Origin of the sequence: Caballeronia sp. ATUFL_F1_KS39, assembly GCF_023630985.1 — a bacterium.
GTDB classification, from domain to species: Bacteria; Pseudomonadota; Gammaproteobacteria; order Burkholderiales; family Burkholderiaceae; genus Caballeronia; species Caballeronia zhejiangensis.
The window spans coordinates 377,482-403,506 of sequence record NZ_JALQDZ010000001.1 but is presented as its reverse complement, the minus strand read 5'-3'; the positions used below and the strand labels follow the sequence as shown (position 1 = coordinate 403,506).

Genomic DNA, 26,025 nt, shown 5'->3' with positions numbered 1-26,025 from the left:
ACTCAGTGCAGGATCTTCGCGAGGAAATCCTTCGCACGATCCGACTTCGGATTCGCGAAGAACGCTTCCTTCTGGTCGTCCTCGACGATGAGCCCGCGATCCATGAAGATCACGCGATTCGCCACCTTCTTCGCAAAGCCCATTTCGTGCGTCACGCACATCATGGTCATGCCTTCCTGCGCGAGTTCGACCATCACGTCGAGCACTTCGTTGATCATCTCCGGATCGAGCGCGGACGTCGGCTCGTCGAAGAGCATCGCGATCGGGTCCATCGACAGCGCGCGCGCAATCGCCACGCGCTGCTGCTGACCGCCGGACAACTGGCCCGGAAACTTGTCCGCATGCGCGCGCAGGCCGACGCGATCCAGCAGCTTCATGCCCTTCTGCGTGGCTTCGTCGCTCGAACGGCCGAGCACCTTGATCTGCGCGAGCGTCAGGTTCTGCGTGATCGTCAGATGCGGAAACAGCTCGAAGTGCTGGAACACCATGCCGACCTTCGAACGCAGCTTCGACAGATTCGTCTTCTTGTCCGTCAGCGACTGGCCGTTGATCGTGATTTCGCCCTTCTGGAACGGCTCCAGGCCGTTCACGGTCTTGATGAGCGTCGACTTGCCCGAACCCGACGGGCCGCACACCACGACGACCTCGCCCTTCTTCACTTCGGTCGTGCAGTCGGTGAGCACCTGGAACTGCCCGTACCACTTGGAAACATTCTTGATAGAGATCATCTTGCGACCTTTTTCTGAAGACTTTTGACGAGCGCCGACGCCACCACGCAAATCACGAAATAGCACGCGCCCGCGAACAGAACCATTTCGACGGACGTGCCGTCTCGATCCCCGATGTTCGTCGCCGTGCGGAAGAAGTCCGCGAGACTGATGACGTAGACGAGCGACGTATCCTGAAACAGGACGATCGCCTGCGTGAGCAAGAGCGGCACCATCGCGCGGAAGGCCTGCGGCAGCACGACGAGCTTCATCGCCTGGCCGTAGGTCATGCCGAGCGCGAACGCCGCGTTCACCTGACCGCGCGGCACCGCTTGAATGCCGGCGCGGATGATTTCCGAATAGTACGCGGCTTCGAAGAGCGAGAACGCGACCATCGCCGAGGCAAGACGGATGTCGATGTCGGCCGACAGTCCGAGCACGTTTTGCAACAGCTGCGGCACGATCAGGAAGAACCACAGCAGCACCATCACGAGCGGAATCGAGCGGAACAGCGTCACGTACGCGCTCGCGAACCATTGCAGCGGCTTCACGCCCGAAAGGCGGAACAGCGCGAGAATCGTGCCCCAGATGATGCCGACCACGATGGCGAGCACGGTGATCTGCAGCGTGATCTTCGCGCCCGTCATCAGCGTGGGCCACGACGCGAGCACACCGCTCCAGTTGAACTGATGCATTTATTTGCCTCCGATGTAGCCAGGCAACCGCGTCTTCGCCTCGACCCAGCGCATCAGTTGCATCACGACGAGGTTGATGAGCATGTAGGCGATCGTCACCGCGATGAACGATTCATACGTCTGCGCCGTGTAATCGACGAGCTGGCGCGCCTGAGCGGACAGATCCAGCAGACCGATGGTCGACGCGACCGCCGAGTTCTTGAACACGTTGAGGAACTCGGACGTGAGCGGCGGCACGATGATGCGGTACGCGACCGGCATCAGCACGTAGCGATACGTCTGCCATTGCGTGAAGCCCATCGCGAGACCCGCGTTGCGCTGTCCGCGCGGCAGCGCGTTGATGCCCGAGCGCACCTGCTCGCACACGCGTGCGCCAGTGAAAAGCCCGAGACAGATGATCGACGACGAAAAGAACTGCGCGGTGGGCGGCAGTTGCTTGAACCAGTTGCCGATGGAAGGCGGCAGCAATTCCGGTATCACGAGATACCAGACGAAGAACTGCACGATCAGCGGAATGTTGCGGAAGATCGCGACGTAGACGGTGCCGATGCCCGCCAGCGTGCGATTCGGGACCGTGCGCAAGATGCCGAACAACGAGCCGACCACGAGCGCGATCACCCAGGCCGCGAGCGACACGGTGATCGTCACCCAGAAGCCGGAAATCAGCCAGCCGAGATAGGTGGTGGGCTCGCCGGTCGAAACCGGACTCAGCAGGATGCCCCAGTTCCAGTGATAAGACATGGACTCACTCCAAAAAGAAACGGAAGAAGCAAGCTCCTTCCGTTTCGTCTGTTCGATTACCGAACCGGTTAGTCGATTGCCTTGTCATTCGGGCTCTTGTAGAGAGCCTTCATGTCTTCACTTTCGGGGAAGTTGAGGTTGAGACCCTTCGGCGGAATCGGGCTTTCGAACCACTTCTTGTAGATCTTGTCCGCTTCGCCCGAGGTTTCGACCTTGGCGATCGCGTCGTCGACGACCTTCTTGAACTCCGGATCGTTCTTGCGGATCATGCAGCCGTACGCTTCATGCGATTGCGGCGCACCGACGATCACGAAATCGTTCGGGTTGTTCGACTTCGCGCGCTCGCCCGCGAGCAGCGCATCGTCCATCATGAACGCGACGGCGCGGCCGGTCGACAGCGTCAGGAACGACTCGCCGTGATCCTTCGCGCTGATGATGTTCATGCCCATGTTCTTGTCCTGATTCATCTTGCGAAGCAGGCGCTCGGACGTGGTGCCGGCGGTCGTCACGACGGTCTTGCCCTTCAGGTCGGCCCAGTCCTTCACGCCCGAATCCTTCTTGGTCATGAGGCGCGTGCCGATCACGAAGATCGTGTTCGAGAAGGAAACTTGCTGCTGACGCTCGGCGTTGTTCGTCGTCGAGCCGCACTCGATATCGACGGTACCGTTCTGCACGAGCGGAATGCGGTTCTGCGAAGTGATCGGCGTGAGCTTCACCTTCAGGTCGGACATGCCGAGCTTCTGCTTGACCGCGTCCACGACCTTCAGCGCGAACTCATGCGAGTAGCCGACGACTTGCTGCTTGTCGTCATAGTAGGAAAACGGAATGGACGATTCGCGATGCCCCAGCGAGATCACGCCCGTGTCCTTGATTTTCTTCAGCGTGCCGGCGTCTTGAGCGTATGCGCCGGTGGCGAGAAACCCGAGCGCGGCGACGAGCAGCGCAGCCTTTTTAACCTTCATGTGTTCGATCTCCTGTGGCGAAAAACCGGGGCAAGTTTAGCAGGGTAATTATTCTGAAAGAATGATTGTTAACCCACGACCGTCTTATTTCTGAGACGCTGTCGCCGTAAGGGTGCAACCCGGTGCGACCGCGCATATTACTGGCGTTTTTGTGACCATGCTTGACCGAATGCAGCGAGTCGGCCGACTTGTCGCTTTCATGCAAATGCGGGCGGCATTCCGAATGAAATGCCGCCCGCAATCAATTAAAGGGCACGACCGCCTGACACCGAATCAGGGATACAGCCCGCGCATCTCGCGCGCCTGCAGAATGCGCGTACACGCGACGATGAACGCCGCCGTGCGCACCGATACCTTGTGCTCGCTCGCGACCTGCCACACGCCCGCGAACGCTTCGCGCATCACGCGCTCGAGACGCTGATTGATCTCGTCCTCGGTCCAGAAGAAGCTCGAGAAGTCCTGCACCCATTCGAAGTACGACACGGTCACGCCGCCCGCATTCGCGATCACGTCCGGGATCACGAGGATACCCTTGTCGTTGAGGATGTCGTCGGCCGCGGTCGTGGTCGGGCCGTTCGCGCCTTCGACGACGATCTTCGTGCGGATCTTCGACGCGTTCTTCTCGGTGATCTGGTTTTCCAGCGCGGCCGGAATGAGGATGTCGCTTTCGATCATCCAGAATTCTTCCGCCTGTACCGGATCCGCGCCCGCGAAGCCGCCCACGCCGCCGTTCTTCGCGACGTGATCGAGCAGCGCGACGGTATCGATGCCCTTCGAGTTATGAATCGTTCCCGTGTGATCCTGCACGGCGATGACCTTCGCGCCCGCTTCCTGGAACAGCTTGGCCGCGATGCCGCCGACGTTGCCGAAGCCCTGCACCGCGATGCGCGCGCCTTCGATCTCCATGCCGATGCGCCGCGCCGCTTCCGTGCCGACGACGAACACGCCGCGCCCCGTCGCTTCCTTGCGGCCGAGCGAGCCGCCGAGCGAAATCGGCTTGCCGGTCACGACGCCGGTTGCCGTCTGGCCCTGGTTCATGGAGTAGGTGTCCATCATCCACGCCATGATCTGCTCGTTCGTGTTCACGTCCGGCGCGGGAATGTCCGTGTTCGGCCCGATGATGATGCCGATCTCGCTCGTATAGCGACGCGTCACGCGTTCCAGTTCGCCACGCGACAGCGTGCGCGGATCGACACGAATGCCGCCCTTCGCGCCGCCGTACGGCACGTTTACCGCCGCGTTCTTCACCGACATCCACGCGGACAGCGCCATCACTTCGGAGAGCGTCACGTCCTGGTGGTAACGCACGCCACCCTTGCCGGGACCGCGCGACGTGTTGTGCTGCACGCGATAACCCTCGAAATGCGCGACGGTGCCGTTATCCAGCTCGATCGGGCAATCGACGACGAGAATGCGCTTCGGGCGCTTGAGGGTTTCGAGCCAGCGGGAGAGAGAACCGAGATACGGGGCAACGCGATCGACCTGTTGCAGATAGTTTCCCCAGGGACCGAGATCATCGGCATGGAGATACGACGGGATAGCGTGTTTTGCGTCCGGCGCTTGCACAGGTTGCTTCGAGGCAGACATTGATGCTCCAGCGGTGAAGGAATTCGCTCATTGTCGAAAAACGTCGTTTCCAAATCCAATGCCGTTTCCTTATCCCGTCATGCAAAACTTGCATAACGTCGCCGAGCCTTATGCCGCGGGCTTCTCCGGCTGCGCCTTCAGCAATTCCTCACCGACCGCGTCCCATAGCGCGCGCATCAATGCCTGTCGCGGCTCTTCGCCCTGCGCTGCGAGCTTGTCGCGATAAAGGCGGATTTCCATCGTCAGCGTGAACTGGCCGGCGGGCGTGCCGCGCGTGCCGCGATCGAGGCGCACGAGCCGCCCTTCTTCCACTGCATCCTCGACAGCGCTGTGCGGCAGGAACGCGACGCCATGACCGGCGAGCGCCATCGCTTTCAGACCTTCGGCCATGTCGGTTTCATAGACCTTGTCGAGATAGAGGCGCGTCGGCGCGGTCGCGATGATGACTTCCGTCATGCGCCCGAGATACGCATTAGGCGTGTACGACAGATACGGCACCGGCGATTCGGCCGTCGCGGGCAGCGTGAAGCGCGCGCGTCCGCCTTTGGTCACGGCGGAAAACGGGCTGATCGGTTCGGCGCCGAGCGTGAGCATGTCGTAGCGCGCGGGATCGAGCGCAACCGGATGACTCGGATGGTGATAGCCCATCACGAGATCGACACCGCCTTCGACGAGCGACAGCACCGCATCGTGCACATTGAGCGCGCGCAGCCGCGTGCGGATGCGTCCGAGCCGCGCCTCGATGTGTTCGAGCCAGCGCGGAAAATACGTGAGCGAAAGCGTGTGCGGCACGGCGAATTCGATGGTCGCCGACGGCACGCCGCCTTGTCCGCGCAATAGCGTGCGCGCTTCGTGGAACTGCGAGAGCATCGCGAGCGCCTGCTCGTAGAACACGTTGCCGGCTTGCGTGAGGCGCGTCGGATACACCGACCGGTCGATGAGTTCCGTGCCGAGCCACGCTTCGAGCGCCTGAATGCGTCGCGAGAACGCGGGCTGCGTGATGTGCCGAAGCTCGGCGGATCGACTGAAGCTGCGCGTCTCCGCGAGCGACACGAAGTCTTCCAGCCATTTCAGTTCCATGCGTTTCTCGGGCGCGCGCGGCGCTTCCTTGGCAAAGAACGCATTCTAGCCGGCGCATGAGCCGTGCGAAGGCGCGGCGCACCATTCGCATGCGGTCACGCACGGACGCGGTGCTGTCGGTTTGCGGGACGCGGAACCTCACGCGTGCTCTGATCCCTCGCCGACCCTTGCGCTACCCGGCGCATCGGTAAATATGCATTCCATTGGCATGATGCTTGCAATTTTCGGGGCCGTCGCGTGCTCATTCGGCAGCACGCGCATATACGGAACCCGCAATGTCCAATCTGATCGCATCGCTCAAGAGCGGCAACTGGCGCTCGCTCCTCGCCTGCTTCCTCTACTTCGATACGGGCTTTACCGTCTGGGTACTGTTTGGGCCGCTCGCGCCGTTCATCGGACGCGACGTGACGATGTCCGCCGCGCAGCAAGGCTTTCTCGTCGCGGTGCCGGTGCTGGCCGCCGCCATTCTGCGCGTGACGCTCGGCAACCTCTATCAATCGACCGATGGACGGCGCGTCGCGCTGATGGGCGTCCTGCTCTCGTCGATTCCGTCGATCGTGCTGCCGCTCATGCCCGGCGTGCCGTCGTATGCGGTGTTGCTTGTGCTCGGCGTGTTCCTCGGCATGGGCGGCGCGAGCTTCGCCGTCGCGTTGCCGATGGCTGGCAGCAACTATCCGCCGAAGGTGCAGGGCCTCGTGCTCGGACTCGCCGCGGCAGGCAACATCGGCGCGGTGCTCGACGGCTTCCTGTTCCCGCATCTCGCCGATGCCTTCGGCTGGCAGATGTCGACCGCCGCCGCGCTGCCGCTGCTCGCGATTACGGGCGTCGCGCTCTTCGCATGGGCGTCCGATGCCGGCGTGAAAACCGGCAGCACGATGCGCGCGCTGTCGAGCTTCGCGGTGACGCTCGTGAGCCTGATCGTGCTGGTGCTCGCGGTCAACGCGGGCGTGTTCGGCGGCGGCAAGGCGGGCGTGCTGCTCTTGCCGGTGATCGGCGCGCTCATTGCGATCGCGGTGCTGCCGCGGCATTATCGGTCGGTGCTCGGCGAGCGCGATACGTGGGTCATCATGCTCATTTACAGCATCACGTTCGGCGGTTTCGTCGGCATGTCGTCGTATGTGACGCTGCTGCTTACCTCGCTTTATCAGATGCCGAAGCTCGAAGCCGGCCTCTTCATGTCGCTGCTCGCGTTTCTCGGCGCGATCGTGCGTCCGTTCGGCGGTTATGTCGCCGATCGCGTGACCGGCGTGCGTGCGCTGCTCGTGCTGCTCGCGGCCATCGCCATCGGCGACTTCGCGTTCGCGATCTGGATGCCGCCGGTCGCGGGCGGTCTCGCGATTCTCATCTGCCTGTATATCGCGTTCGGCCTGGGCAACGGCTCGACGTTCCAGCTCGTCCCGCATCGCTGGAAGGGCAAGACGGGATTGCTGTCGGGAATCGTCGGCGCAGCGGGCGGTATCGGCGGGTTCTATCTGCCGGTCATCATGGGCATCGCGAAGGAAAGCACGGGCAGCTATCAAATGGGCTTCGCCACGTTCGGCGTGCTCGCAACGTGCGCGTTCGGCGCGCTCTTCGCGCTGCGCGGTCAGTGGCTGCGCTGGTCGTCGACGGCTTCGCAATCGCACGATGGCGTCGCCATCGGCGGCGCGCACGCGATGGAGTGAGGACAGCGCGTCATTCGCCCAGTGTCGCCAGCGCCGCCTCTCCTTCGCCGGAGCTGGCGGCGCGCTGTTGCTGAAGCGCCCACATCTGCGCGAACAGCCCGCCCGCACGCAGCAACTCCGCATGCGTGCCACGCTCGACGATGCGCCCGTGATCCATCACGATGATCTGCTGCGCATGCACGACCGTCGATAGCCGATGCGCGATGATGAGTGTCGTCCGCTCGCGCGCGATCGAGTCGAGTTCGTGCTGAATCGCGCGCTCGGACTTCGAATCGAGCGCGGACGTGGCTTCGTCGAAGATCAAAATCGGCGGATTCTTGAGCAGCGTGCGCGCGATCGCGACGCGCTGCTTCTCGCCACCCGACAGCTTTAATCCACGCTCGCCGACGGCCGTGTCATAGCCCGCCGGCAACGCCTCGATGAAATCGTGGATATGCGCCGCGCGCGCCGCCGCGATCACTTCGTCGCGGCTCGCCGAAGGACGCCCGTACGCGATGTTGTAATAGATCGAATCGTTGAAGAGCACGGTGTCCTGCGGCACGATGCCGATCGCCGCGCGCAACGAATCCTGTGTGACGTCGCGAATGTCCTGCCCGTCGATGCGAATGCTGCCGCCCTGCGCGCGATCGAGATCGTAGAAGCGAAAGAGCAGCCGGCCGAGCGTCGATTTGCCCGAGCCGCTGTGTCCGACGACCGCCGTCGTCGTGCCCGCGGGAATCGTGAAATCGACGCCATGCAGGATCGGCCGCGCCTTCTCATACGCGAAGCTCACGTTCTCGAAGCGCACTTCGCCGCCGCGCACGGCAAGCGCGGGCGCGTTCGGCGCATCGGGCACTTCGCGGCCCGCGCCGAGCAGCGTGAACATGCGATCCATGTCGGTCAGCGCCTGCTTCAGTTCGCGATACACGACGCCGAGAAAATTCAGCGGAATGTACAACTGCAACATGAAGGTGTTGATGAGCACGAGATCGCCGAGCGTCAGACGCCCCGCCATCACGCCCTGCGTCGCGCGCCAGAGGATGAAAACAAGCCCCACGCCGATGATCGTCTGCTGCCCGAAGTTGAGCATCGACAGCGAGCGCTGCGACTTGATCGCGGCCGCGCGATAGCGCTGAAGATTTTCATCGTAACGGCGCGTTTCCCACTCTTCGTTGCCGAAGTATTTCACGGTCTCGTAGTTGAGCAGCGAATCGATCGCGCGCGAATTCGCTTTCGAATCGAGATCGTTCATCGTGCGGCGAAAGTGCGTGCGCCACTCCGTCACCTTCACCGTGAACACGATATACGTGACGAGCGCGATGAACGTGACGATCGCGTAATACGCCTCGTACTTCGTCACGAAGAACGCGAGCACGAGCCCGACCTCGACGAGCGTCGGCAGAATGCTGTAGAGCGAATACGAAACGAGCTGCTGGATGCCGCGCGTGCCGCGTTCGATATCGCGCGACATGCCGCCCGTCTGTCGCTCCAGATGAAAGCGCAGCGACAGCGAATGCAGATGCCGGAACACTTGCAGCGCGAGTTGCCGCACGGCGCTTTCCGTGACCTTGGCGAAGAGCAGTTCGCGCAACTCGGTGAAGAGCGACGTAGAAAGCCGCGCGGCCGCATACGCGACGACGAGCAGCCCGATTCCGCCGATCAGCACGATGCCCGGCGAATCGTTCGCGCGTCCGAGCGCGGTGAGATGCTGCACGGAAGCGAGGCCGTCGACGATGCGCTTCATCACGATCGGCACGCCGAGGTTCGCGACCTTCGCGCCGATGAGGCACGTCAGCGCGAACGCGACGCGCCATTTGTACGTCGTGAGATAAGGCAGCAGCGAGCGGATCGTCTGCCAGTCGTTGCGCGGGCCTTGCTGCGCGGGCCCGGGCTCTGCGTTCGGGAAGCGGCGCATGAGTTCGTATCGTTCGAGCGCGTCGCGCGAATGGAGTCGGGCGCGGCGTGGGGAAGGTTTTTATCGTCGAAACGGGCGCAACTTCGTCTGGATGCTTTCCCGTACAATTTGCTGCAAGCCCCTGGCGCGACGTCGCGCGCAATCGGGCTCATTCATAAATAGGCATTGTCGCAGAAGGTTCAAGAGGCCGCTCACGCGCGCCAGCCTTCGCGCCGCCTTGCAAACCGGAACGCCTCCCATGACCGACCATCCCAATCTTCCTGAGAAACACGTCGCGCTGCGCGTCGTGCCGCAGCCCGCCGACGCCAATGTCCACGGCGACGTGTTCGGCGGATGGATCATGGCGCAGGTCGATATCGCCGGCTCCATTCCGGCGAGCCGCCGCGCGAACGGCCGCGTCGCGACCGTCGCCGTGAATTCGTTCCTGTTCAAGCACCCGGTTTTCGTCGGCGATCTGCTGAGCTTTTACGCCGACATCGTCAAGACGGGCAACACGTCCATCACGGTGTCGGTCGAAGTCTGGGCGCAGCGCATGAGCCTCGCCGAAGAAGTCGTCAAGGTGACGGAAGCGACGCTCACCTACGTCGCGACTGACCGCGATCGCCGCCCGCGCGTGCTGCCGTCGCTGGACTGATAAAAATCGATTAGTGGGGCAGCACGCCCTGCTGCAAAAGGCCCGGAATCGCCTCGTGCGGCATCGGGCGCGAGAAAAGGTAGCCCTGCATTTCGTCGCAATCGCGCTCGCGCAGGAAATCGTGCTGCGCGTGCGTTTCGACGCCCTCCGCGATCACCTGCATCTCGAGCGAATGCGCGAGCGCGATGATCGCCGACGTGATGGTTTCATCGTCGCCCGACGAGCCGATATCCGCGACGAACGAGCGATCGATCTTCAGCCGATGCACCGGAAAGCGCTTGAGATACGACAGGCTCGAATAGCCGGTGCCGAAGTCGTCGATTGCAATACCGATGCCGAGCGCCGATAGCTCCGAGAGCATCGTGATCGCTTCCTCGGCGTTGCGCATGATCGCGCTTTCGGTGAGTTCGAGTTCGAGATAGCGCGGCGCAAGGCCCGTCTCTTCGAGCACCGAAGTCACGAGCCGGGCGATGTCACGCTGCTGGAAATGCCGCGCCGACAAGTTCACCGACACGCGCGCCGGCGGCAGCCCCGCATCCTGCCACGCCTTGTTCTGCCGGCACGCTTCGCGCAGCACCCATTCGGAAAGCGGTCCGATCAGCCCGCTCTCCTCCGCCACCGGAATGAACGACGCCGGCGACACGAGCCCTTGCTCGGGGTCGTGCCAGCGCACGAGCGCTTCGATGCCGACGATCTGACGCGTCGACATGTCGACCTGCGGCTGATAGTGCAGCAGGAATTCGCCGTCGCGCAGCGCGCGCCGCAAGCGCCGTTCGAGATTCATGCGCGCGCCGACGCTCGCGTTCATCTCCGGCTGATAAAACTGATAGTTGTTGCGGCCCATGTCCTTCGCGCGATACATCGCGAGGTCGGCCTTCTTCATCACGGTTTCGGCGTCGTCGCCGTCTTGCGGATAAAGACTCGCGCCCATGCTGCAGCCGACATACAGCTCGGTGTCGTCGATCCACACCGGTTCGGAGATCGCCGCGCGCGTGCGCTCCATCCACACGATGAGACCGGCTTCGTCGGTGATGTCCGGCAGCACGACGACGAACTCGTCGCCGCCGTGACGCGCGACCGTATCGCTCGTACGCGCCGAGCGCGCGAGCCGCTCCGCGATCACCGCAAGCAGACGGTCGCCGACGCTGTGGCCGAGACTGTCGTTGACGTTCTTGAAGCCGTCGAGATCCATGAACACGACTGCGATCTTCGCATCGCGCCGCCGCGCCGTTTCTATCGCGTGCTGCAGGCGATCTTTCAGCAGATTGCGATTCGGCAGGCGCGTGAGCGTGTCGTAATTCGCCTGATATTCGAGCTCTTCCTGATAGCGCATCAGATCGGTCACGTCGTTGATGATGCCGATGTGATGCGTGGTCATGCCCTGCGCGTTCGGCACCGGCGCGACGAAGAGCTGGTTCCAGAAGAGCGCGCCGTCCTTGCGATAGTTGCGCACGACGACGCTCGCTTCCATGTTCGCATCGAGGGCGCGGCGGATCGACGTGAGCCCTTCCTGATCTCCGTCCGGGCCGTGCAGGAAGCGGCAATCCTGGCCGATGACCTCGCTCGGGTCATAACCCGTGATGCGCTTGAACGCCGGATTCGCATACTCGATCACGTTCGCGCCATCGACGACGCCGGTGATCAGAATCGCGTTCACGCTCGCGTCCAGCGCGCGGCTTTGCAGACGCAGCGCGAGTTCGGCGCGCTTGTGATCGGTGACGTCGTGATACGAACCGAGCACGCCGATGGTCTGCCCTTCGCCGTCGAGCAACGGCAGCTTGCTCGAAACGACGGTGCGCAACTGGTCGCCCATCACGATGTCGCGCTCGTGATGCATCTTCGGCACGGTCGTGACGATGACCTCTTCGTCGTCCGCGCGCACCAGATCCGCGAGCGCGCTCCACGGCAAGTCGAAATCCGTCTTGCCGATGACCTGCTCGTTGTACGCGAGACCCGCGTCGCGCGCGAACGCATTGTTGCAGCCGAGATAGCGCAGTTCGCGGTCCTTCCAGAACACGCGCTGCGGAATGTTGTCGATGACCGCTTCGAGCATCTCGTTCGAGCGGCGCGCTTCGGCTTCCGCGTTGATGCGGTCGGTCACGTCGTTCGCCAGCATGAAGATGCCCGGCCGGCTCGAGTAGATGAGCGAGTGATGCGACACGTCCGCGCCCACGATCGATCCGTCCTTGCAGCGATAGCGCCAGACGCCCGCCGAACCTCGTCCCGACTGAGCGCGCTCGCCCCGCTCGCCGCCTTCGCCGCCGCTGCGCGCAAGACGCGCGGCGAAGCTGTCGAAGTCGTCCGCATGATGCAGATCGCGCAGCGTCATGTTCATGAACTCCGGCTCGTTGAAGCCGAAGTGTTCGATCGCGGCCTGATTCACGGCAACGAAGCGCATCGTCTCGCTATCGACGATCCACATCGGCACCGGATGCGCCTCGAACATGCCGCGAAAGCGCTCGTTGCTGCGCTGTCGCGCGCGCGCCGCGCCGAGCTTCTCGCGCGATTGCCGCTCGCGGCTCGCGAAGAGCCAGATCAGCACGGCGCTGCCCGCGAGCATCGTGAAGACGAGCAGCAGCATGGCGCCGCTCGACGCCCGCGCGGACTGATCGAGCGCGCCGATCGTCGCGTTGTCGATGCGCGAGCGCACCGCCGCGAGCTCGTCGTCGACGCCTTGCTGATCCTCGCCGAGCGTAACGAACGCCGCATCGGCCCATGCGCGGGACGCGTCGGGGCTCGCGTTCTTCGCGCGCTCGAAGGCGACGTCGGCGTCGTGCCGCATGACGGCGGCGCGGGCGGCGAGCGCATCGAATGCGCCCATCATGCCGGGCTCCATTTCGAACTGCGCGCGCAGGCCGCTTTCGAGCGCGTCGAGATGCGCCACGCGTTCCTGATGGCCCGCTGCGGTTTCCGCGATGCCGGTGGCTTCGAAGCGGCTCAGTTGCGTCAGCGATTCGCCGAGCGTGCTGCGATAGTTCGCGAGGTCGCGCAGCAGGCTCATCGAGCGCAAGGTGCGCGCGTCGCTTTCACGCAGACCGCCGATCCGCTCGCAGGCGACGAACGCGTTGGCGCCGAGCGCGGCCAGCACGACGGCAATGTTGACGAGCAAACCTCTGGAGAGGAATCGAGTCATGAAGAGCGGGCTAATCCCTTTGATGCGCGCACATCGAACGCAATGCGCGGCGTGGCGAACGGCTCCACGCCCGATTAATGGATAACGTCCATTAACGGCGCCTCTCGCCCGACATTTAGGGCTCACCCGCAAATAATCTGATTAAAGCGGTTGCTTAACGTTTGCGAGCCGCGTGCTCACTCCGTGAGACCGAACTCTTTCATCGCGGGAAGGAAATCGTGATTGACCTTGTCCGTGTTGCGCGAGAGTTTCGCGAGCGCGTAACGCTGGAAACGATCGAGTTGGCCCCAGCGATCGAGACTCGGCGCGCTGATCCCGGAGAGGCTGCTTTGACGGATCACGGTTTCCGGCACGGCATCGGCGTGCATCCACACCGGATCGGGGTCGCGTTCGATCTTTTCGGGCGCGGCATTGGCGTGCGTCTTCAGCATCTCTTCAAGCGCGAGGTCGAAGTTCTTCTCGAGCTCGGCCTCTTCTTCGATCGGAAAGCGCGCCAGCAACGCGCGATCTTCGTAAGGAAGCTGCTGCCATTGGTCAAGCGAGATGCGCATGCCGAAGCGGTCGAGATTGAAGCGCACGGCAAGCGGAATGAAGCGCAGATTGTCAGAGGATTCGACTTCGAATCCGAAGAGACGCGCGGCGTCGTAAAGTCCCATAGCGAAGCCTCGTTGGATTGAAGCGGGCGGCGCGGCGCGCGATGCCCGCTTAAGTTATTGTAGGGCCTTGGATCTGGCTGGAACCATTGCAATCTAGCCGCTGTTCGCGTCGCGATGCGTGCGGACAGCAACTTTTGGCAGCAAGTCACATACCCGACTTTACTCGAAGTGAGCGGTCAGGAGCATTGAAGTGGAACAACTCGAAACCGACGACCAACCCGGCTTCGTCGAGCGCCAGGTGCGCAGGCATCGCAAGAACGAAGTTGCGATCGCCGCTGACAACGTCGGTCAGGAATGGCCCGTCGCGCTGGTTTTCAACGGCATTTCGCACGCGGTGATGATGTGCACGCCACGCGATCTCGAAGCGTTCGCAGTGGGCTTTTCGATGACGGAAGGCATAGTTGAGCGCGGCAGCGATATCCACGATATCGAGGTTTATTTGCGGGATGACGGCGTCGCGTTGCCGCATGCGGAAGTGCATCTGCAGGTCGTGCAGCAGGCTTTCGCGTCGCTGAAGGACAAGCGGCGCGCGCTCGCCGGGCGCACCGGATGCGGCGTGTGCGGCATCGAAAGCATCGACTTGCTCGATCTTCAGCCGGAACGCGTGCCGGAGACCGGCTTTCTGAATCGTCTCGCGTCCGATGCGATCGAACGCGCCGCGCGCGAATTGCCCGCGCATCAGCAATTGACGAAGCTGACGGGCGGTCTGCACGCCGCCGCGTGGTGCGACGAAAACGGCGCGGTGCGCTACGCCTTCGAGGACGTCGGGCGGCATAACGCGCTCGACAAGCTCATCGGCCAGTTGATCCTGCGCCGCGAGGACACGACGCAAGGTTTCGTGTTCCTGTCGAGCCGCGCGAGCTATGAACTCGTGCGCAAATCGGCGCGCGTCGGCGTGCCGATGATCGCGACGATTTCCGCGCCGACCTCGCTCGCCATTTCGATCGCGAAGCAGGCGGGCCTGCGGCTCGTCAGCTTCGCGCGCGAGAACAGCTTCGTCGAATACGATGTCGAGTGAAGCGCGCTATTCGAACTATCCGAGCTATTCGAACTTACTGAAGTCCGGCTTGCGCTTCTCGAAGAACGCCTGAAACGCCTCGCGCGCTTCGGGCGCGACGAGCATCCGCGAGAAATGCGCGGCTTCGTCTTCCATGCGCGCGGTCACTTCCTGCGCGTGCGCGCCTTTCATCAGCGACTTGGTCACGCGCAGCGACGACGCCGGCAGGAGCGCGAGCCGCTTCGCCTTGTCGAACGCGTAGGCGTCGAGTTCGGCGGCATCGATCGCGCCGTTGAGGAAGCCCATGCCGATCGCTTCGTTCACGTCGAACGCTTCGCCCAGCAAGAGCTTTTCCGCCGCGCGCTGATAACCCGCCGTGCGCGGCAGCAGCAGGCTCGACGCCGCTTCCGGACACAGCCCCAGTTGCGAAAACGGCAGCGAGAACTTCGCGTTCGGGCTCGCGTAGACGATGTCGCAATGCAGGAGCATCGTCGTGCCGATGCCGACCGCCGTGCCCGCGACCGCCGCGACGATCGGCTTCGGAAAGCCGGCGATGCGCCGCAGGAACTGGAAGACGGGCGCGTCGAGTCCCTTCGGCGGATCGTTCAGGAAGTCATCGAGGTCGTTGCCGGCGGAGAACGTCGTGCCGTTCGCGCGGATCAGCACCGCGCGCACGGTCGGGTCCATCTCGGCTTCGTAGAGGCCGTCGGCCATTTCCTGATACATCGCCGCGGTGATCGCGTTCTTCTTTTCCGGACGATTGAGCACGATGCTCAGCACGCCGTCCGCGCGTTCGATCTGAATCTCCATCCGCTGTCTCCTTCGTGTCGGTCCGCGAGCTTTCGGCACTCGCGGACCGTTTGCGTCAAAGCCGCTCGATGATGCCCGCCGCGCCCATGCCGGTGCCGACGCACATCGTCACCATGCCGTACTTCAGGTTGCGGCGACGCAGGCCGTGCACGACCGTCGACGCGCGGATCGCGCCCGTCGCGCCGAGCGGATGGCCGAGCGCGATCGCGCCGCCGAGCGGATTGACCTTGGACGTATCGAGTCCGAGATCGCCGATCACCGCGAGCGCCTGCGCCGCGAACGCTTCGTTCAGCTCGATCCAGTCGAGATCGTCCTGCTTCAGGCCCGCCGCCTTCAACGCGGCCGGAATCGCTTCCTTCGGCCCGATGCCCATGATCTCGGGCGGCACGCCGCGCACCGCGAAGCTCACGAAGCGCGCGAGCGGCGTGAGGTTGAACTGCTTCAGGATCTTTTCCGACACGACGATCAGCGCGCCGGCGCCGTCCGACGTCTGCGAGCTGTTGCCCGCCGTCACCGAGCCTTTGTTCGCGAACACGGGACGCAGCTTCGCGAGACCTTCGACCGACGTATCCGCGCGCGGACCTTCGTCGAGCGCGATCTCGCGCGCGTTCACGCGAACTTCGCCCGATGCGAGATCGGGGAAGCGCTCGTTCAACGTGTATGCGGCGATTTCATCGGCGAATTCGCCCGCTTGCTGCGCGGCCAACGCCTTGCGATGCGACTCCGCGGCGAACGCGTCCTGCGCCTCGCGGCTCACCTTCCAGCGTTCCGCGACGCGCTCCGCCGTCAGCCCCATGCCGTACGCGATGCCGACATCTTCGTTGCGATCGAAGATATGCGGCGACAGCGAAGGCTTGTTGCCCATCATCGGCACCATGCTCATCGACTCGCAGCCGCCGGCGATCATCGCATCGGCTTCGCCGACGCGGATGCGGTCCGCCGCCATCGCGAGCGCCGTCAGGCCCGACGCGCAGAAGCGGTTCACCGTGACGCCGCCGACGGTGTTCGGCAAGCCCGCGAGCAACGCGCCCATGCGCGCGACGTTCAGTCCTTGCTCGGCCTCGGGAATCGCGCAGCCGACGATCGCGTCCTCGATCACGTTCGTATCGAGCCCCGGCACCTGCGCGACGGCCGACCTGATCGCGTGGACGAGCAGCTCGTCCGGGCGCGTGTTCCTGAACACGCCGCGCGGCGCCTTGCCGATCGGCGTGCGGCTCGCGGCGACGATGTATGCGTCTTGAAGTTGTTTGCTCATCTTATGCAGCTCCGCTTAGTTACGCACCGGCTTGCCGGTCTGCAACATGCCCATGATTCGCTCTTGCGTCTTTTGCGTGCCGAGCAGCTCGACGAACGCGCGGCGCTCCAGCGCCAGCAGCCATTCTTCGTCGACGAGACTGCCCGCTTCGACATCGCCGCCGCACACGGCTTCGGCGATACGGCTCGCGATCAGATAGTCGTGATCGCTGATGAAGCGCCCGTCGCGCATGTTGACGAGCGACGCCTTGATCGTCGAGATCGCCGAGCGGCCCGCGACCGGCACCTGCTTCACGCGCAACGGCGGACGATAGCCCGATGCGCTCAATGCGCGCGCTTCCTTCTTCGCGATGTCGAGCAGTTCGTGCACGTTGAAGACGATCGTGTCGGACGGCTTCAGATAGCCCATCGCGCGGGCATCGAATGCGGAGGACGACACTTTCGCCATCGCCGCGTTTTCGAAGGACTTCTGCAGGAACTTGAGCAGATCGCTGGTCGCGTTGACGGCGCTCGCCGCTTCCGCCGCGCGCAGTGCCGCTTCCTTGAGACCGCCGCCCGCCGGCACGAGACCGACGCCCACTTCGACGAGACCGATATAACTCTCGACATGCGCAACGCGCTTCGCCGAATGCAGCAGCAGCTCGCAACCGCCGCCGAGCGCAATGCCCGAAACCGCCGACACGACCGGCACGTTCGCGTATTTCACGCGCATCATGCCTTGCTGGAACTTTTTCACGAACGGCTCGATGCCCTTCGCGCCGCCCATCATGAACGCGGGCATCGCTTCTTCGAGATTCGCGCCCGCCGAGAACGGACCGCCCGGCGCGCCGAGTTGCAGCGAAGTCGGCTGCCAGATCACGACGCCACGGTATTCCTTCTCCGCGAGTTCGATGGCTTGCGTGAGGCCCTCGATCACGCCCGGACCGATGGTGTTCATCTTCGACTTGAACGACACGATCACGACATCGCTTTGATCGTCGTCGAGCCACGCGCGCACGTTTTCGGTTTCGAAGAGCGTCTTGCCGTAGGTCTTCGGATCGGCGCCCGTCTCACCGACGAGCGGCGCGCGGAACACCTGCTTCTGGTACACGGGCAGCGTCGAGCGCGGCTCGAAACGGCGCGCGGCGGGCGACCACGAACCTTCGTCCGTGTGCACGCCGTTCTTCTCGGCGACGGGACCATCGAGCACCCACGCGGGCAGCGGCGCGTTCGAGAGCGCCTTGCCTGCATCGATGTCTTCCTGGACCCACTTCGCGATCTGCTGCCAGCCCGCGGCTTGCCAGCTTTCGAACGGTCCCTGGTTCCAGCCGAAGCCCCAGCGGATCGCGAGATCGACGTCGCGCGCGTTGTCCGCGATCGATTCCAGATGGACCGCGATGTAATGGAACACGTCGCGGAAGATCGCCCAGAGGAACTGCGCCTGCTTGTTGTCGGTTTCGCGCAAGAGCTTGAAACGCTCGGCTGGCGGACGCTTCAGAATGCGGCCGATGAGTTCGTCGGCTTTCGCCCCGCCATCGACATAAGAAGCCGTCTTCGGATCGAGAACCTTGATCGCCTTGCCTTCCTTGCGATAGAAACCCGCGCCCGTCTTCTGGCCGAACGCGCCGTTCTTGACGAGCGCGTCGAGCACGGGCGGCGTCTTGTAGACGGCGAAGAACGGATCGTCGGGCAGGTTGTCCTGCATCGTCTTGATGACGTGCGCCATCGTGTCGAGACCGACGACATCGGCTGTGCGGAACGTCGCGGACTTCGCGCGGCCGAGGCGCGAGCCGGTGAGATCGTCGACTTCGTCGAAGCGCAGGCCGAACTTTTCGGCTTCGGCGATGACCGCGAGAATCGAGAACACACCGACGCGATTCGCGATGAAGTTCGGCGTGTCTTTTGCGCGCACGACGCCCTTGCCGATCACGCTCGTCAGGAACGTTTCGAGTTGATCGAGGATCTCGGGCTTCGTGGATGCGGTCGGGATCAGCTCGACCAGATGCATGTAGCGCGGCGGATTGAAGAAGTGCACGCCGCAGAAGCGCGATTTGAGTTCATCGGAGAAGCCGTTCGACAGCTCCGTGATCGACAGGCCCGACGTGTTGCTCGCGAAGATCGCGTGCGGCGCGATGTGCGGTGCGACCTTCTTGTAGAGATCGTGCTTCCAGTCCATGCGCTCGGCGATGGCTTCGATCACGAGATCGCATTCTTTCAGTTTCTCGATGTCGTCGTCGTAGTTCGCGGGTTCGATGTACTGAGCGTCGTCTTTCACGCCGAACGGGGCGGGCGACAGCTTCTTGAGGTTCTCGATGGCCTTCAGCGCAATGGCGTTCTTCGGGCCTTCCTTGGCCGGAAGGTCGAAGAGCATGACCGGGACGCGGGCATTGATCAGATGGGCGGCGATCTGCGCGCCCATCACGCCCGCGCCGAGCACGGCGACTTTTTTGACGTTCACGGTGGGGTCACTCCGGGGTTCGTGAATGTTTGGGGTTTCGTCTTGCTGCGGCTTTCGCTTTTTTGTTCGCTTTCGCTTTCGCTCGGGTTCGCTTCCGCCTTCGTGCAATCCTGTTTTCGCGTCGGTCCATTAGCACTGCCGCCCCGCACAGGGGCAACGCTAATAGACCGACACGAAAACGGGATCACCCGAAAGCGAAAGCAGAAGCGAAAGCAAAAACATCAAAACAACGCTTCGTCGTAATCCATCATAGGCTTGGCACCGGCCCGAGCAGCGCGAATCGTAGAAGCGGTCTCAGGCAGCAGCTTGGCGAAATAGAACCGCGCGGTGGCCAGCTTGGCCTTATAGAAAGCATCACCGCCAGAGGCACGATCGAGCGCAACCCTCGCCATCCGCGCCCAGAAATAAGAAAACACGAGATGCCCGACAGTGCGCAGATAGGGCACAGCAGCAGCCCCGACCTCATCGGGATTCTGCATGGCCTTCATGCCGATCTCCATCGTGAGCTTCTGCACCTTCTCGCCGATATCCGCGAGCGGATTGATGAACTCCTGCATCTCCGGCTTCACGCCTTCCTGCTCGACGAAGTCCGCAACCAGCTTGCCGAAGCGCTTCAGCTTCGCGCCCATGTCGCCGAGAATCTTGCGGCCCAGCAGGTCCAGCGCCTGAATGGAATTCGTGCCCTCGTAGATCATGTTGATGCGCGCATCGCGGACGTATTGCTCCATGCCCCATTCGGAGATGAAGCCATGTCCGCCGTAGATCTGCATCGCCATGTTCGTGCCTTCGAACGCGTTATCGGTCAGGAAAGCCTTGATGACCGGCGTCAGCAGCGCGACAAAATCGGCGGCTTCGGCGCGCACGGCTTCATCCGCATGCGACAGTTCCTTGTCGATATTCAACGCCGCCCAGTACGTGAACGCGCGGCCCGCCTCGGCATAGGCCTTCTGCGTGAGCAGCATGCGACGCACATCCGGATGCACGATGATCGGATCGGCGGCCTTCTCCGGCGCCTTCGGGCCGGTCAGCGAGCGCATCTGCAGACGCTCTTTCGCGTACACGAGCGAGTTCTGATACGCGACTTCAGTCAGCCCGAGACCCTGCATGCCAACGCCCAGACGCGCGGCGTTCATCATCACGAACATCGCGTTCAAGCCCTTGTTCGACTCGCCGACGAGCCAGCCCTTCGCGCCGTCGAGGTTCATCACGCAGGTCGCGTTGCCGTGAATGCCCATCTTGTGCTCGATCGAGCCGCACTTGATGTCGTTGCGCGCACCGACCGCACCGTTCGTGTCCGGTACGAACTTCGGCACGATGAAAAGCGAGATGCCCTTGGTGCCCATCGGCGCGCCGGGCAGACGCGCGAGCACCAGATGAACGATGTTCTCGGCCATGTCGTGCTCGCCGCTCGAAATGAAGATCTTCGTGCCGGTGAGCGCGTACGAGCCGTCGGTATTCGGCTCGGCCTTCGTGCGCAGAATGCCGAGGTCCGTTCCGCAATGCGGTTCCGTGAGGCACATGGTGCCGGTCCACTCGCCCGAGACGAGCTTCGAGAGATACGTCGACTTCTGCTCCGGCGTGCCGTGCGCATGCAGGCATTCGTAGGCGCCGTGCGACAGGCCCGGATACATCGTCCAGGCCTGATTCGCCGAGTTGAGCATTTCGTAGAGCGCGTTGTTCACGAACGCGGGCAAGCCCTGGCCGCCGTACTCGGGATCGCATCCGAGCGCGGGCCAGCCTGCATCGATGTACTGCCGATAAGCTTCCTTGAAGCCGGCAGGCGTCTTCACGACGCCATCGCCCCCGTAAGTGCAGCCTTCGCGGTCGCCGCTCTGATTGAGCGGGAACACGACTTCGGAGCAGAACTTCCCGGCTTCCTCGAGCACCTGATTGATGGTGTCGGCGTCGAGGTCGGCATGCTTCGGCATGCTCTTCAATTCGGCTTCCACGTTCAGCACTTCGTGCAGCACGAACTGCATGTCGCGAAGGGGGGCGGCGTACTGTCCCATGAGTCTCTCCAGTTTCTTCAAGCGTCTGGTTGCGCGCCGCCGAACCCTTTGTCGATTCGAACGGCGCCGCTAACGGCTGTCGGTCTGTTGCGATGTCAGATTCGTGGCCGGGATCGGAGTCGGCTGCGCAACGCTTCCATTCGCGCCCGCACTCGACGTCTGATACGACTGAATCGTCTTTTCCAGCGCGTCCCGCGTCAGTTGCACGGCTTCCGGCAGATGCAGGAAGCGCGCGTCGTGATGCAGGCCGAGCGTAAAGCTGTACAGCTCGAACAGCATCAGATGCGGATCGGTTTCCGCCTTCAGATGCCCTTCGTCCTTCGACTGGCGGATCGCGCGCAGCAGCGCCTCGCGCCACATGCTCACGCTATGCACGAGCTGCTCGCGCACGGCGCTCGCGGCGCGGTCGTCGTACTCCACCGCTCCGCTGATATAGATACAACCCGTGGTCACTTCCTGGATGCGTTTCTCCATCCAGCGATTCATCATCGCGCGCAATCGCGGCAGGCCTCGCACCTCACGCAGGCTCGGAAAGAACACCTCATCTTCGAAGCGCCTGTGGTACTCGCGCACCACTTCCACCTGCAAGTCCTCGCGCGACCCGAAATGCGCAAACACACCGCTCTTGCTCATTTGCATCCGTTCGGCCAACAGGCCGATCGTCAGCCCTTCCAGCCCGTCCCGACTTGCCAACTCCAGCGCTGCGTCGAGAATCGCGGCCCGCGTCTGTTCGCCTTTTCGCATGATGTCCCTACCGTTCTTATGTGACCCGTAAAATCGAACGGCCGTTCTATTATTATGGCCGAACGTTGGTGATACAAGCAGATTTTTAGACACGCATTTCTAAAACGCCAAGCCTTGTCTATAGGATAAATCTCAACAATGTCCGGGTTCATTGTCGCGTTTTATGTACGGACTGCCTGTAAGTGACTGCCCGAATTTCCCGATTCGTGGGAAGCCTTCTCCAGCGCTGCTTGTCGGTATGTATTTTTGCGCAATCGCTGCTAAAAGGCAGGTTAATCGTACTGCCCGATGGTGATCACCTTCATCATCAACCGGTACGTGTTATAAGCCAGCCAATTAAGCGTGCGCTCCGTAACGGGCCGCGCCGCATAGTGTTTTTCATCGATGGGGCGGCCTTCGTCAAAAGCCTGAAGAATGGCGTCGTGCAACCCCGCGATCTCGGAATGATTGACGAGCACCATGTTGGCCTCGTTGTTGAGCACGAGCGAAAGCGCATCGAGATTGGATGAGCCGATGGTCGCCCAGTCCGCGTCCACTACCGCGACCTTGCCGTGAAGCATCGTCTTCTCATACTCGGCGATCCTCACGCCATGCTTGAGCAGATTGCCGTAGAGAAACGGCGTCGCGTAATCGAGCGCGACGAACTCCTTACGACCGATGACGAGGGACACGCGCACGCCGCGCTCCGCCGCGTTGACAAGCGCGCGCCGCAGTTTGCGACCCGGCATGAAGTAAGGATTCGCCAGCAGGACTTCGCTCTCGGCGTTCGCGATCGCCCGCAGATACGCCTTTTCGATCGCGCGCCGGTTGAGCAGATTGTCGCGCGCGACGAACGCGACGCACGGGCGATCGACCGCGTGAATCTCGCCGAGACGCGCGCGCCGGCGTGCCAGCATGGCGCGACGGGCGTTCCATCGGCCGGGCGCGCGATCGCTCTCTTGCGTTTCACAACCCGGCTGCGACGGCTGACGCGGCTTCACGCCGAGCCGGATGCGCTGCCATTGGAGATCGAACGCTTCGCGCACGTCCTTGACGACGGGGCCTTGCGCCTCCATCGCGAAATCCCAGCGCGGACGCTCCAGACGCGTGCCGTTCTGGTCGTAGTCGTCGACGATATTGATGCCGCCGCAGAACGCAAAGGTTTCGTCGATCAGCGCGAGCTTGCGATGCGTGCGCGACCAGCCTTGCGGACCGAACAGCAGATGCGGGTTATAGATGCGATGCTCGACGCCGCGCGCCTTCCAGAGCTCGAACATCGGCAGATTGCTTTCCGTGCCGATGCCATCCGTGATCACGCGCACCGTGACGCCGCGCTCGGCGGCGCGCACGAGCGCATCGGAGACGGCGCGACCGATGTCGTCGTTGGCGAAGATGTAGGTTTCGAGCGACACCGATTTGCGCGCGTTGTCGATCCGCTCGATCAACGCCGGAAAGAACTGCACGCCACCTTTGAAGAGCCTGACGTGATTGCCCGTCGTGAAGCATAAGCGCGGCGGCCGGCGGCCGGAGAACAGCGCCTGGCGCAGCCGCTTGAAACTGCGCCGGGGACGCAGTCCGATCATCGGTTATGCGCCGCGAGGCGCTCGGGCAATTGCAGGATCGCTTCCCGGTTCGACCACGAGAAGCATCGGTCGGCGGCCTCGCGAAACGGCAGCCAGAGATGCGCGGTGTGTTCGCGCGGCGCGAGCGTCACTTCGAGACAATGTGGCACGAGCAGGCTGAACTGATGCTCAGTGTTGCGCATGATCCCTTCCGCGTAGCGATGCCGCCATTGCGGATAAATCTCGTACTGAATGCTGTGATGCCAGTCGAGCAGCGCGTTCTCGGGCACGAGCGCGCTGCCTATCACGATGCCCGTCTCTTCCTGCACCTCGCGCGCGGCGGTCTCGATGAGCGGCTCGTCGATGTGATCCTTCGAGCCCGTCACCGATTGCCAGAAGCCCTTGTGATCCGCGCGTTCGATGATGAGCACGTCGAGCTCGGGCGTATGAATGACGACGAGGACGGATTCGGGAATTTTGGGCGGCTTCTGCATGAGCTTTTGAACGCGCGTTTCTTTATCTGTTTATGCCCAAAGACTGTAACGCAAAAAACGAAAAAGGCGCACCCGGCGCCTTTTTCATCACATCGACAACGAAAGCTGCTTATTGCGCTTTCTGCTCCGGCTGACGCAGACGGATGTGCAACTCGCGCAACTGGCGCTCGTCCACTTCGCTCGGGGCCTGCGTGAGCAGATCCTGCGCGCGCTGCGTCTTCGGGAACGCGATCGTGTCGCGGATCGAATCGGCGCCGGACATCAGCGTGACGATGCGGTCCAGACCGAACGCGATGCCGCCATGCGGCGGCGCGCCGTACTGCAGCGCGTCGAGCAAAAAGCCAAACTTCAGGCGGGCTTCTTCAGCGCCGATCTTCAGCGCGCGGAACACCTTGCTCTGCACGTCTTCCTGGAAGATACGCACGGAACCGCCGCCGATTTCCCAGCCGTTCAGCACCATGTCGTACGCCTTCGCAAGGCAGCGGCCCGGGTCCGTTTCCAGATACTCGAGGTGCTCGTCCTTCGGGCTCGTGAACGGGTGATGCGCGGCCACGTAGCGGTTCTCTTCCTCGTCGTACTCGAACATCGGGAAGTCGATGACCCAGAGCGGCTTCCAGCCGGTTTCCAGCAGGCCGTTCGCCTTGCCGAATTCCGAATGACCGATCTTGAGACGCAGCGCGCCGAGGCTGTCGTTCACGACCTTCGCGCGATCCGCCGCGAAGAAGATGATGTCGCCGTCTTCCGCCGCCGTGCGCTCCATGATCGCCGCGAGCGCCGCGTCATGCAGATTCTTGACGATCGGGCTTTGCAGGCCGTCGCGGCCCTTGGTCTTGTCGTTGACCTTGATCCACGCGAGCCCCTTCGCACCGTAGATGCGCACGAATTCCGTGTAGCCGTCGATGTCGCCGCGCGACAACTCGCCGCCCTTCGGCACGCGCAGCGCCGCGACGCGGCCGTCCTTCGAGTTGGCCGGCATGCTGAACACCTTGAAGTCGACGTCCTTCACGGCATCCGTCAGGTCGGCGAATTCGAGCTTCACGCGCAGATCCGGCTTGTCGGAGCCGAAGCGGCGCATCGCTTCCGAGTACAGCATGACCGGGAATTTCTCGGGCAGCGCGACTTCCATCGTCTCCTTGAAGACGTGGCGGATCATGTTCTCGAACAGATCGCGGATTTCCTGCTCGGTGAGGAACGAGGTTTCGCAGTCGATCTGCGTGAATTCCGGCTGACGGTCGGCGCGCAGGTCTTCGTCGCGGAAGCACTTGGTGATCTGGTAGTAACGGTCGAAGTTCGCGACCATCAACAATTGCTTGAACAATTGCGGCGACTGCGGCAGCGCGAAGAACTGACCCGCGTTCACGCGCGACGGCACGAGGTAGTCGCGCGCGCCTTCCGGTGTGCTCTTGGTCAGCATCGGCGTTTCGATGTCGATGAAGCCCTGCGCGTCGAGATACTTGCGCACTTCCATCGCGACGCGATAGCGCAGGCGCAGATTCTTCTGCATCTGCGGACGGCGCAGGTCGAGCACGCGATGCGTGAGGCGCGTGGTCTCCGACAGGTTGTCGTCGTCGAGCTGGAACGGCGGCGTCACCGATGCGTTCAGCACCACGAGTTCGTGGCATAGCACTTCGATCTTGCCGCTCGTGAGGTTCGCATTGACGGTGCCTTCCGGACGGTTGCGCACGACGCCCTTCACCTGCACGCAGAACTCGTTGCGCACGCCTTCGGCCACCTTGAACATCTCGGCGCGGTCCGGGTCGCAGACGACTTGAACGAGGCCTTCGCGGTCGCGCAAGTCGATGAAGATAACGCCGCCGTGATCGCGCCGGCGATGCACCCAGCCGCACAGCGAGACGGTTTCGCCCAGTCGGGCCTCGGTCACCAGACCGCAGTATTCAGATCGCATCGACATGATGTTGTGTCTTTCGTTGTTCGTTAATCAACGGCTCGCGCGCTCGGGTCATGCTCTCTCGCGGCTGACTCTCG

20 protein-coding genes are annotated in these 26,025 nt (G+C 62.9%); 3 read left to right on the top strand and 17 right to left on the bottom strand.

The genetic code is table 11. From position 1 onward, the window contains the following. Positions 1–2: 2 nt before the first annotated feature. From NCR93_RS01975 to NCR93_RS01950, 6 genes are all read right to left on the bottom strand, one after another. Positions 3–728 (bottom strand): amino acid ABC transporter ATP-binding protein, encoded by a 726-nt coding sequence (locus NCR93_RS01975; protein ID WP_033536539.1) that lies wholly within the window; start codon positions 726–728, stop codon positions 3–5. Then, positions 725–1,402, bottom strand: a complete 678-nt coding sequence (gene gltK, locus NCR93_RS01970) for a glutamate/aspartate ABC transporter permease GltK (protein WP_008351586.1) — start codon at positions 1,400–1,402, stop codon at positions 725–727. Before gltK ends, NCR93_RS01975 begins: the two co-directional genes overlap by 4 nt. After that, a complete protein-coding gene (locus tag NCR93_RS01965; RefSeq protein WP_008351587.1) occupies positions 1,403–2,143 on the bottom strand; it encodes an amino acid ABC transporter permease in 741 nt (246 codons plus the stop codon). A gap of 68 nt (positions 2,144–2,211) precedes the next feature. After that, a complete protein-coding gene (locus NCR93_RS01960) occupies positions 2,212–3,105 on the bottom strand; it encodes a glutamate/aspartate ABC transporter substrate-binding protein (RefSeq protein ID WP_008351588.1) in 894 nt (297 codons plus the stop codon). 273 nt (positions 3,106–3,378) lie between these two features. Further along, entirely contained in the window at positions 3,379–4,692 is a 1,314-nt protein-coding gene (locus tag NCR93_RS01955) for a Glu/Leu/Phe/Val family dehydrogenase (protein ID WP_008351589.1), read from the bottom strand. 108 nt (positions 4,693–4,800) lie between these two features. Further along, the gene (locus tag NCR93_RS01950; RefSeq protein ID WP_008351590.1) at positions 4,801–5,772 is read right to left on the bottom strand and encodes a LysR substrate-binding domain-containing protein; all 972 of its coding nucleotides are present in this window, start codon (positions 5,770–5,772) and stop codon (positions 4,801–4,803) included. Positions 5,773–6,047: 275 nt separating this feature from the next. On the opposite strand from NCR93_RS01950, the gene NCR93_RS01945 reads away from it, so the two are divergent. Further along, positions 6,048–7,436: an MFS transporter gene (locus NCR93_RS01945; RefSeq protein WP_008351591.1), complete on the top strand. Its 1,389-nt coding sequence runs from the start codon at positions 6,048–6,050 to the stop codon at positions 7,434–7,436. Between the two features lie 10 nt (positions 7,437–7,446). Here NCR93_RS01945 and NCR93_RS01940 read toward each other — a convergent pair whose 3' ends face one another. Next, complete coding sequence (locus NCR93_RS01940) at positions 7,447–9,330, bottom strand: ABCB family ABC transporter ATP-binding protein/permease (protein WP_008351592.1); 1,884 nt, start codon at positions 9,328–9,330, stop codon at positions 7,447–7,449. A gap of 238 nt (positions 9,331–9,568) precedes the next feature. Between NCR93_RS01940 and NCR93_RS01935 the strand changes: the two genes are divergently transcribed. Beyond that, positions 9,569–9,964, top strand: coding sequence for an acyl-CoA thioesterase (locus NCR93_RS01935; protein WP_008351593.1), 396 nt, complete (start codon positions 9,569–9,571; stop codon positions 9,962–9,964). Positions 9,965–9,974: 10 nt separating this feature from the next. On the opposite strand, the gene NCR93_RS01930 is transcribed toward NCR93_RS01935, so the two are convergent. Together NCR93_RS01930 and NCR93_RS01925 are read right to left on the bottom strand one after the other, a co-directional pair. Next, positions 9,975–13,097 carry a sensor domain-containing protein gene (locus NCR93_RS01930; protein WP_175979790.1) on the bottom strand — a complete coding sequence of 1,041 codons (3,123 nt, stop codon included), beginning with the start codon at positions 13,095–13,097 and terminating at the stop codon, positions 9,975–9,977. Positions 13,098–13,273: 176 nt separating this feature from the next. Then, entirely contained in the window at positions 13,274–13,753 is a 480-nt protein-coding gene (locus NCR93_RS01925; protein ID WP_008351596.1) for a nitrate reductase associated protein, read from the bottom strand. 190 nt (positions 13,754–13,943) lie between these two features. Here NCR93_RS01925 and fdhD point away from each other — a divergent pair, with 190 nt between their 5' ends. After that, complete coding sequence (gene fdhD / locus NCR93_RS01920) at positions 13,944–14,771, top strand: formate dehydrogenase accessory sulfurtransferase FdhD (protein ID WP_250519299.1); 828 nt, start codon at positions 13,944–13,946, stop codon at positions 14,769–14,771. A gap of 24 nt (positions 14,772–14,795) precedes the next feature. On the opposite strand, the gene NCR93_RS01915 is transcribed toward fdhD, so the two are convergent. From NCR93_RS01915 to aspS, 8 genes are all read right to left on the bottom strand, one after another. Further along, the gene (locus NCR93_RS01915; protein ID WP_250519298.1) at positions 14,796–15,560 is read right to left on the bottom strand and encodes an enoyl-CoA hydratase; all 765 of its coding nucleotides are present in this window, start codon (positions 15,558–15,560) and stop codon (positions 14,796–14,798) included. Positions 15,561–15,615: 55 nt separating this feature from the next. Continuing rightward, positions 15,616–16,815, bottom strand: coding sequence for an acetyl-CoA C-acyltransferase (locus tag NCR93_RS01910; RefSeq protein ID WP_034470589.1), 1,200 nt, complete (start codon positions 16,813–16,815; stop codon positions 15,616–15,618). 15 nt (positions 16,816–16,830) lie between these two features. After that, on the bottom strand, positions 16,831–19,251 hold the full coding sequence (locus tag NCR93_RS01905; RefSeq protein WP_350029152.1) for a 3-hydroxyacyl-CoA dehydrogenase/enoyl-CoA hydratase family protein: 2,421 nt from the start codon (positions 19,249–19,251) through the stop codon (positions 16,831–16,833). Between the two features lie 221 nt (positions 19,252–19,472). After that, the gene (locus NCR93_RS01900) at positions 19,473–21,260 is read right to left on the bottom strand and encodes an acyl-CoA dehydrogenase C-terminal domain-containing protein (protein WP_250532144.1); all 1,788 of its coding nucleotides are present in this window, start codon (positions 21,258–21,260) and stop codon (positions 19,473–19,475) included. A 69-nt stretch (positions 21,261–21,329) separates the two neighbouring features. Further along, positions 21,330–22,004 carry a TetR/AcrR family transcriptional regulator gene (locus NCR93_RS01895; protein ID WP_008351607.1) on the bottom strand — a complete coding sequence of 225 codons (675 nt, stop codon included), beginning with the start codon at positions 22,002–22,004 and terminating at the stop codon, positions 21,330–21,332. Between the two features lie 272 nt (positions 22,005–22,276). Then, positions 22,277–23,566 (bottom strand): phospholipase D-like domain-containing protein, encoded by a 1,290-nt coding sequence (locus NCR93_RS01890; RefSeq protein ID WP_034470584.1) that lies wholly within the window; start codon positions 23,564–23,566, stop codon positions 22,277–22,279. Continuing rightward, the gene (nudB, locus tag NCR93_RS01885) at positions 23,563–24,039 is read right to left on the bottom strand and encodes a dihydroneopterin triphosphate diphosphatase (protein WP_008351611.1); all 477 of its coding nucleotides are present in this window, start codon (positions 24,037–24,039) and stop codon (positions 23,563–23,565) included. Before nudB ends, NCR93_RS01890 begins: the two co-directional genes overlap by 4 nt. Before the next feature lie 109 nt (positions 24,040–24,148). After that, complete coding sequence (aspS, locus tag NCR93_RS01880; protein WP_008351612.1) at positions 24,149–25,951, bottom strand: aspartate--tRNA ligase; 1,803 nt, start codon at positions 25,949–25,951, stop codon at positions 24,149–24,151. Positions 25,952–26,025: the final 74 nt, after the last annotated feature.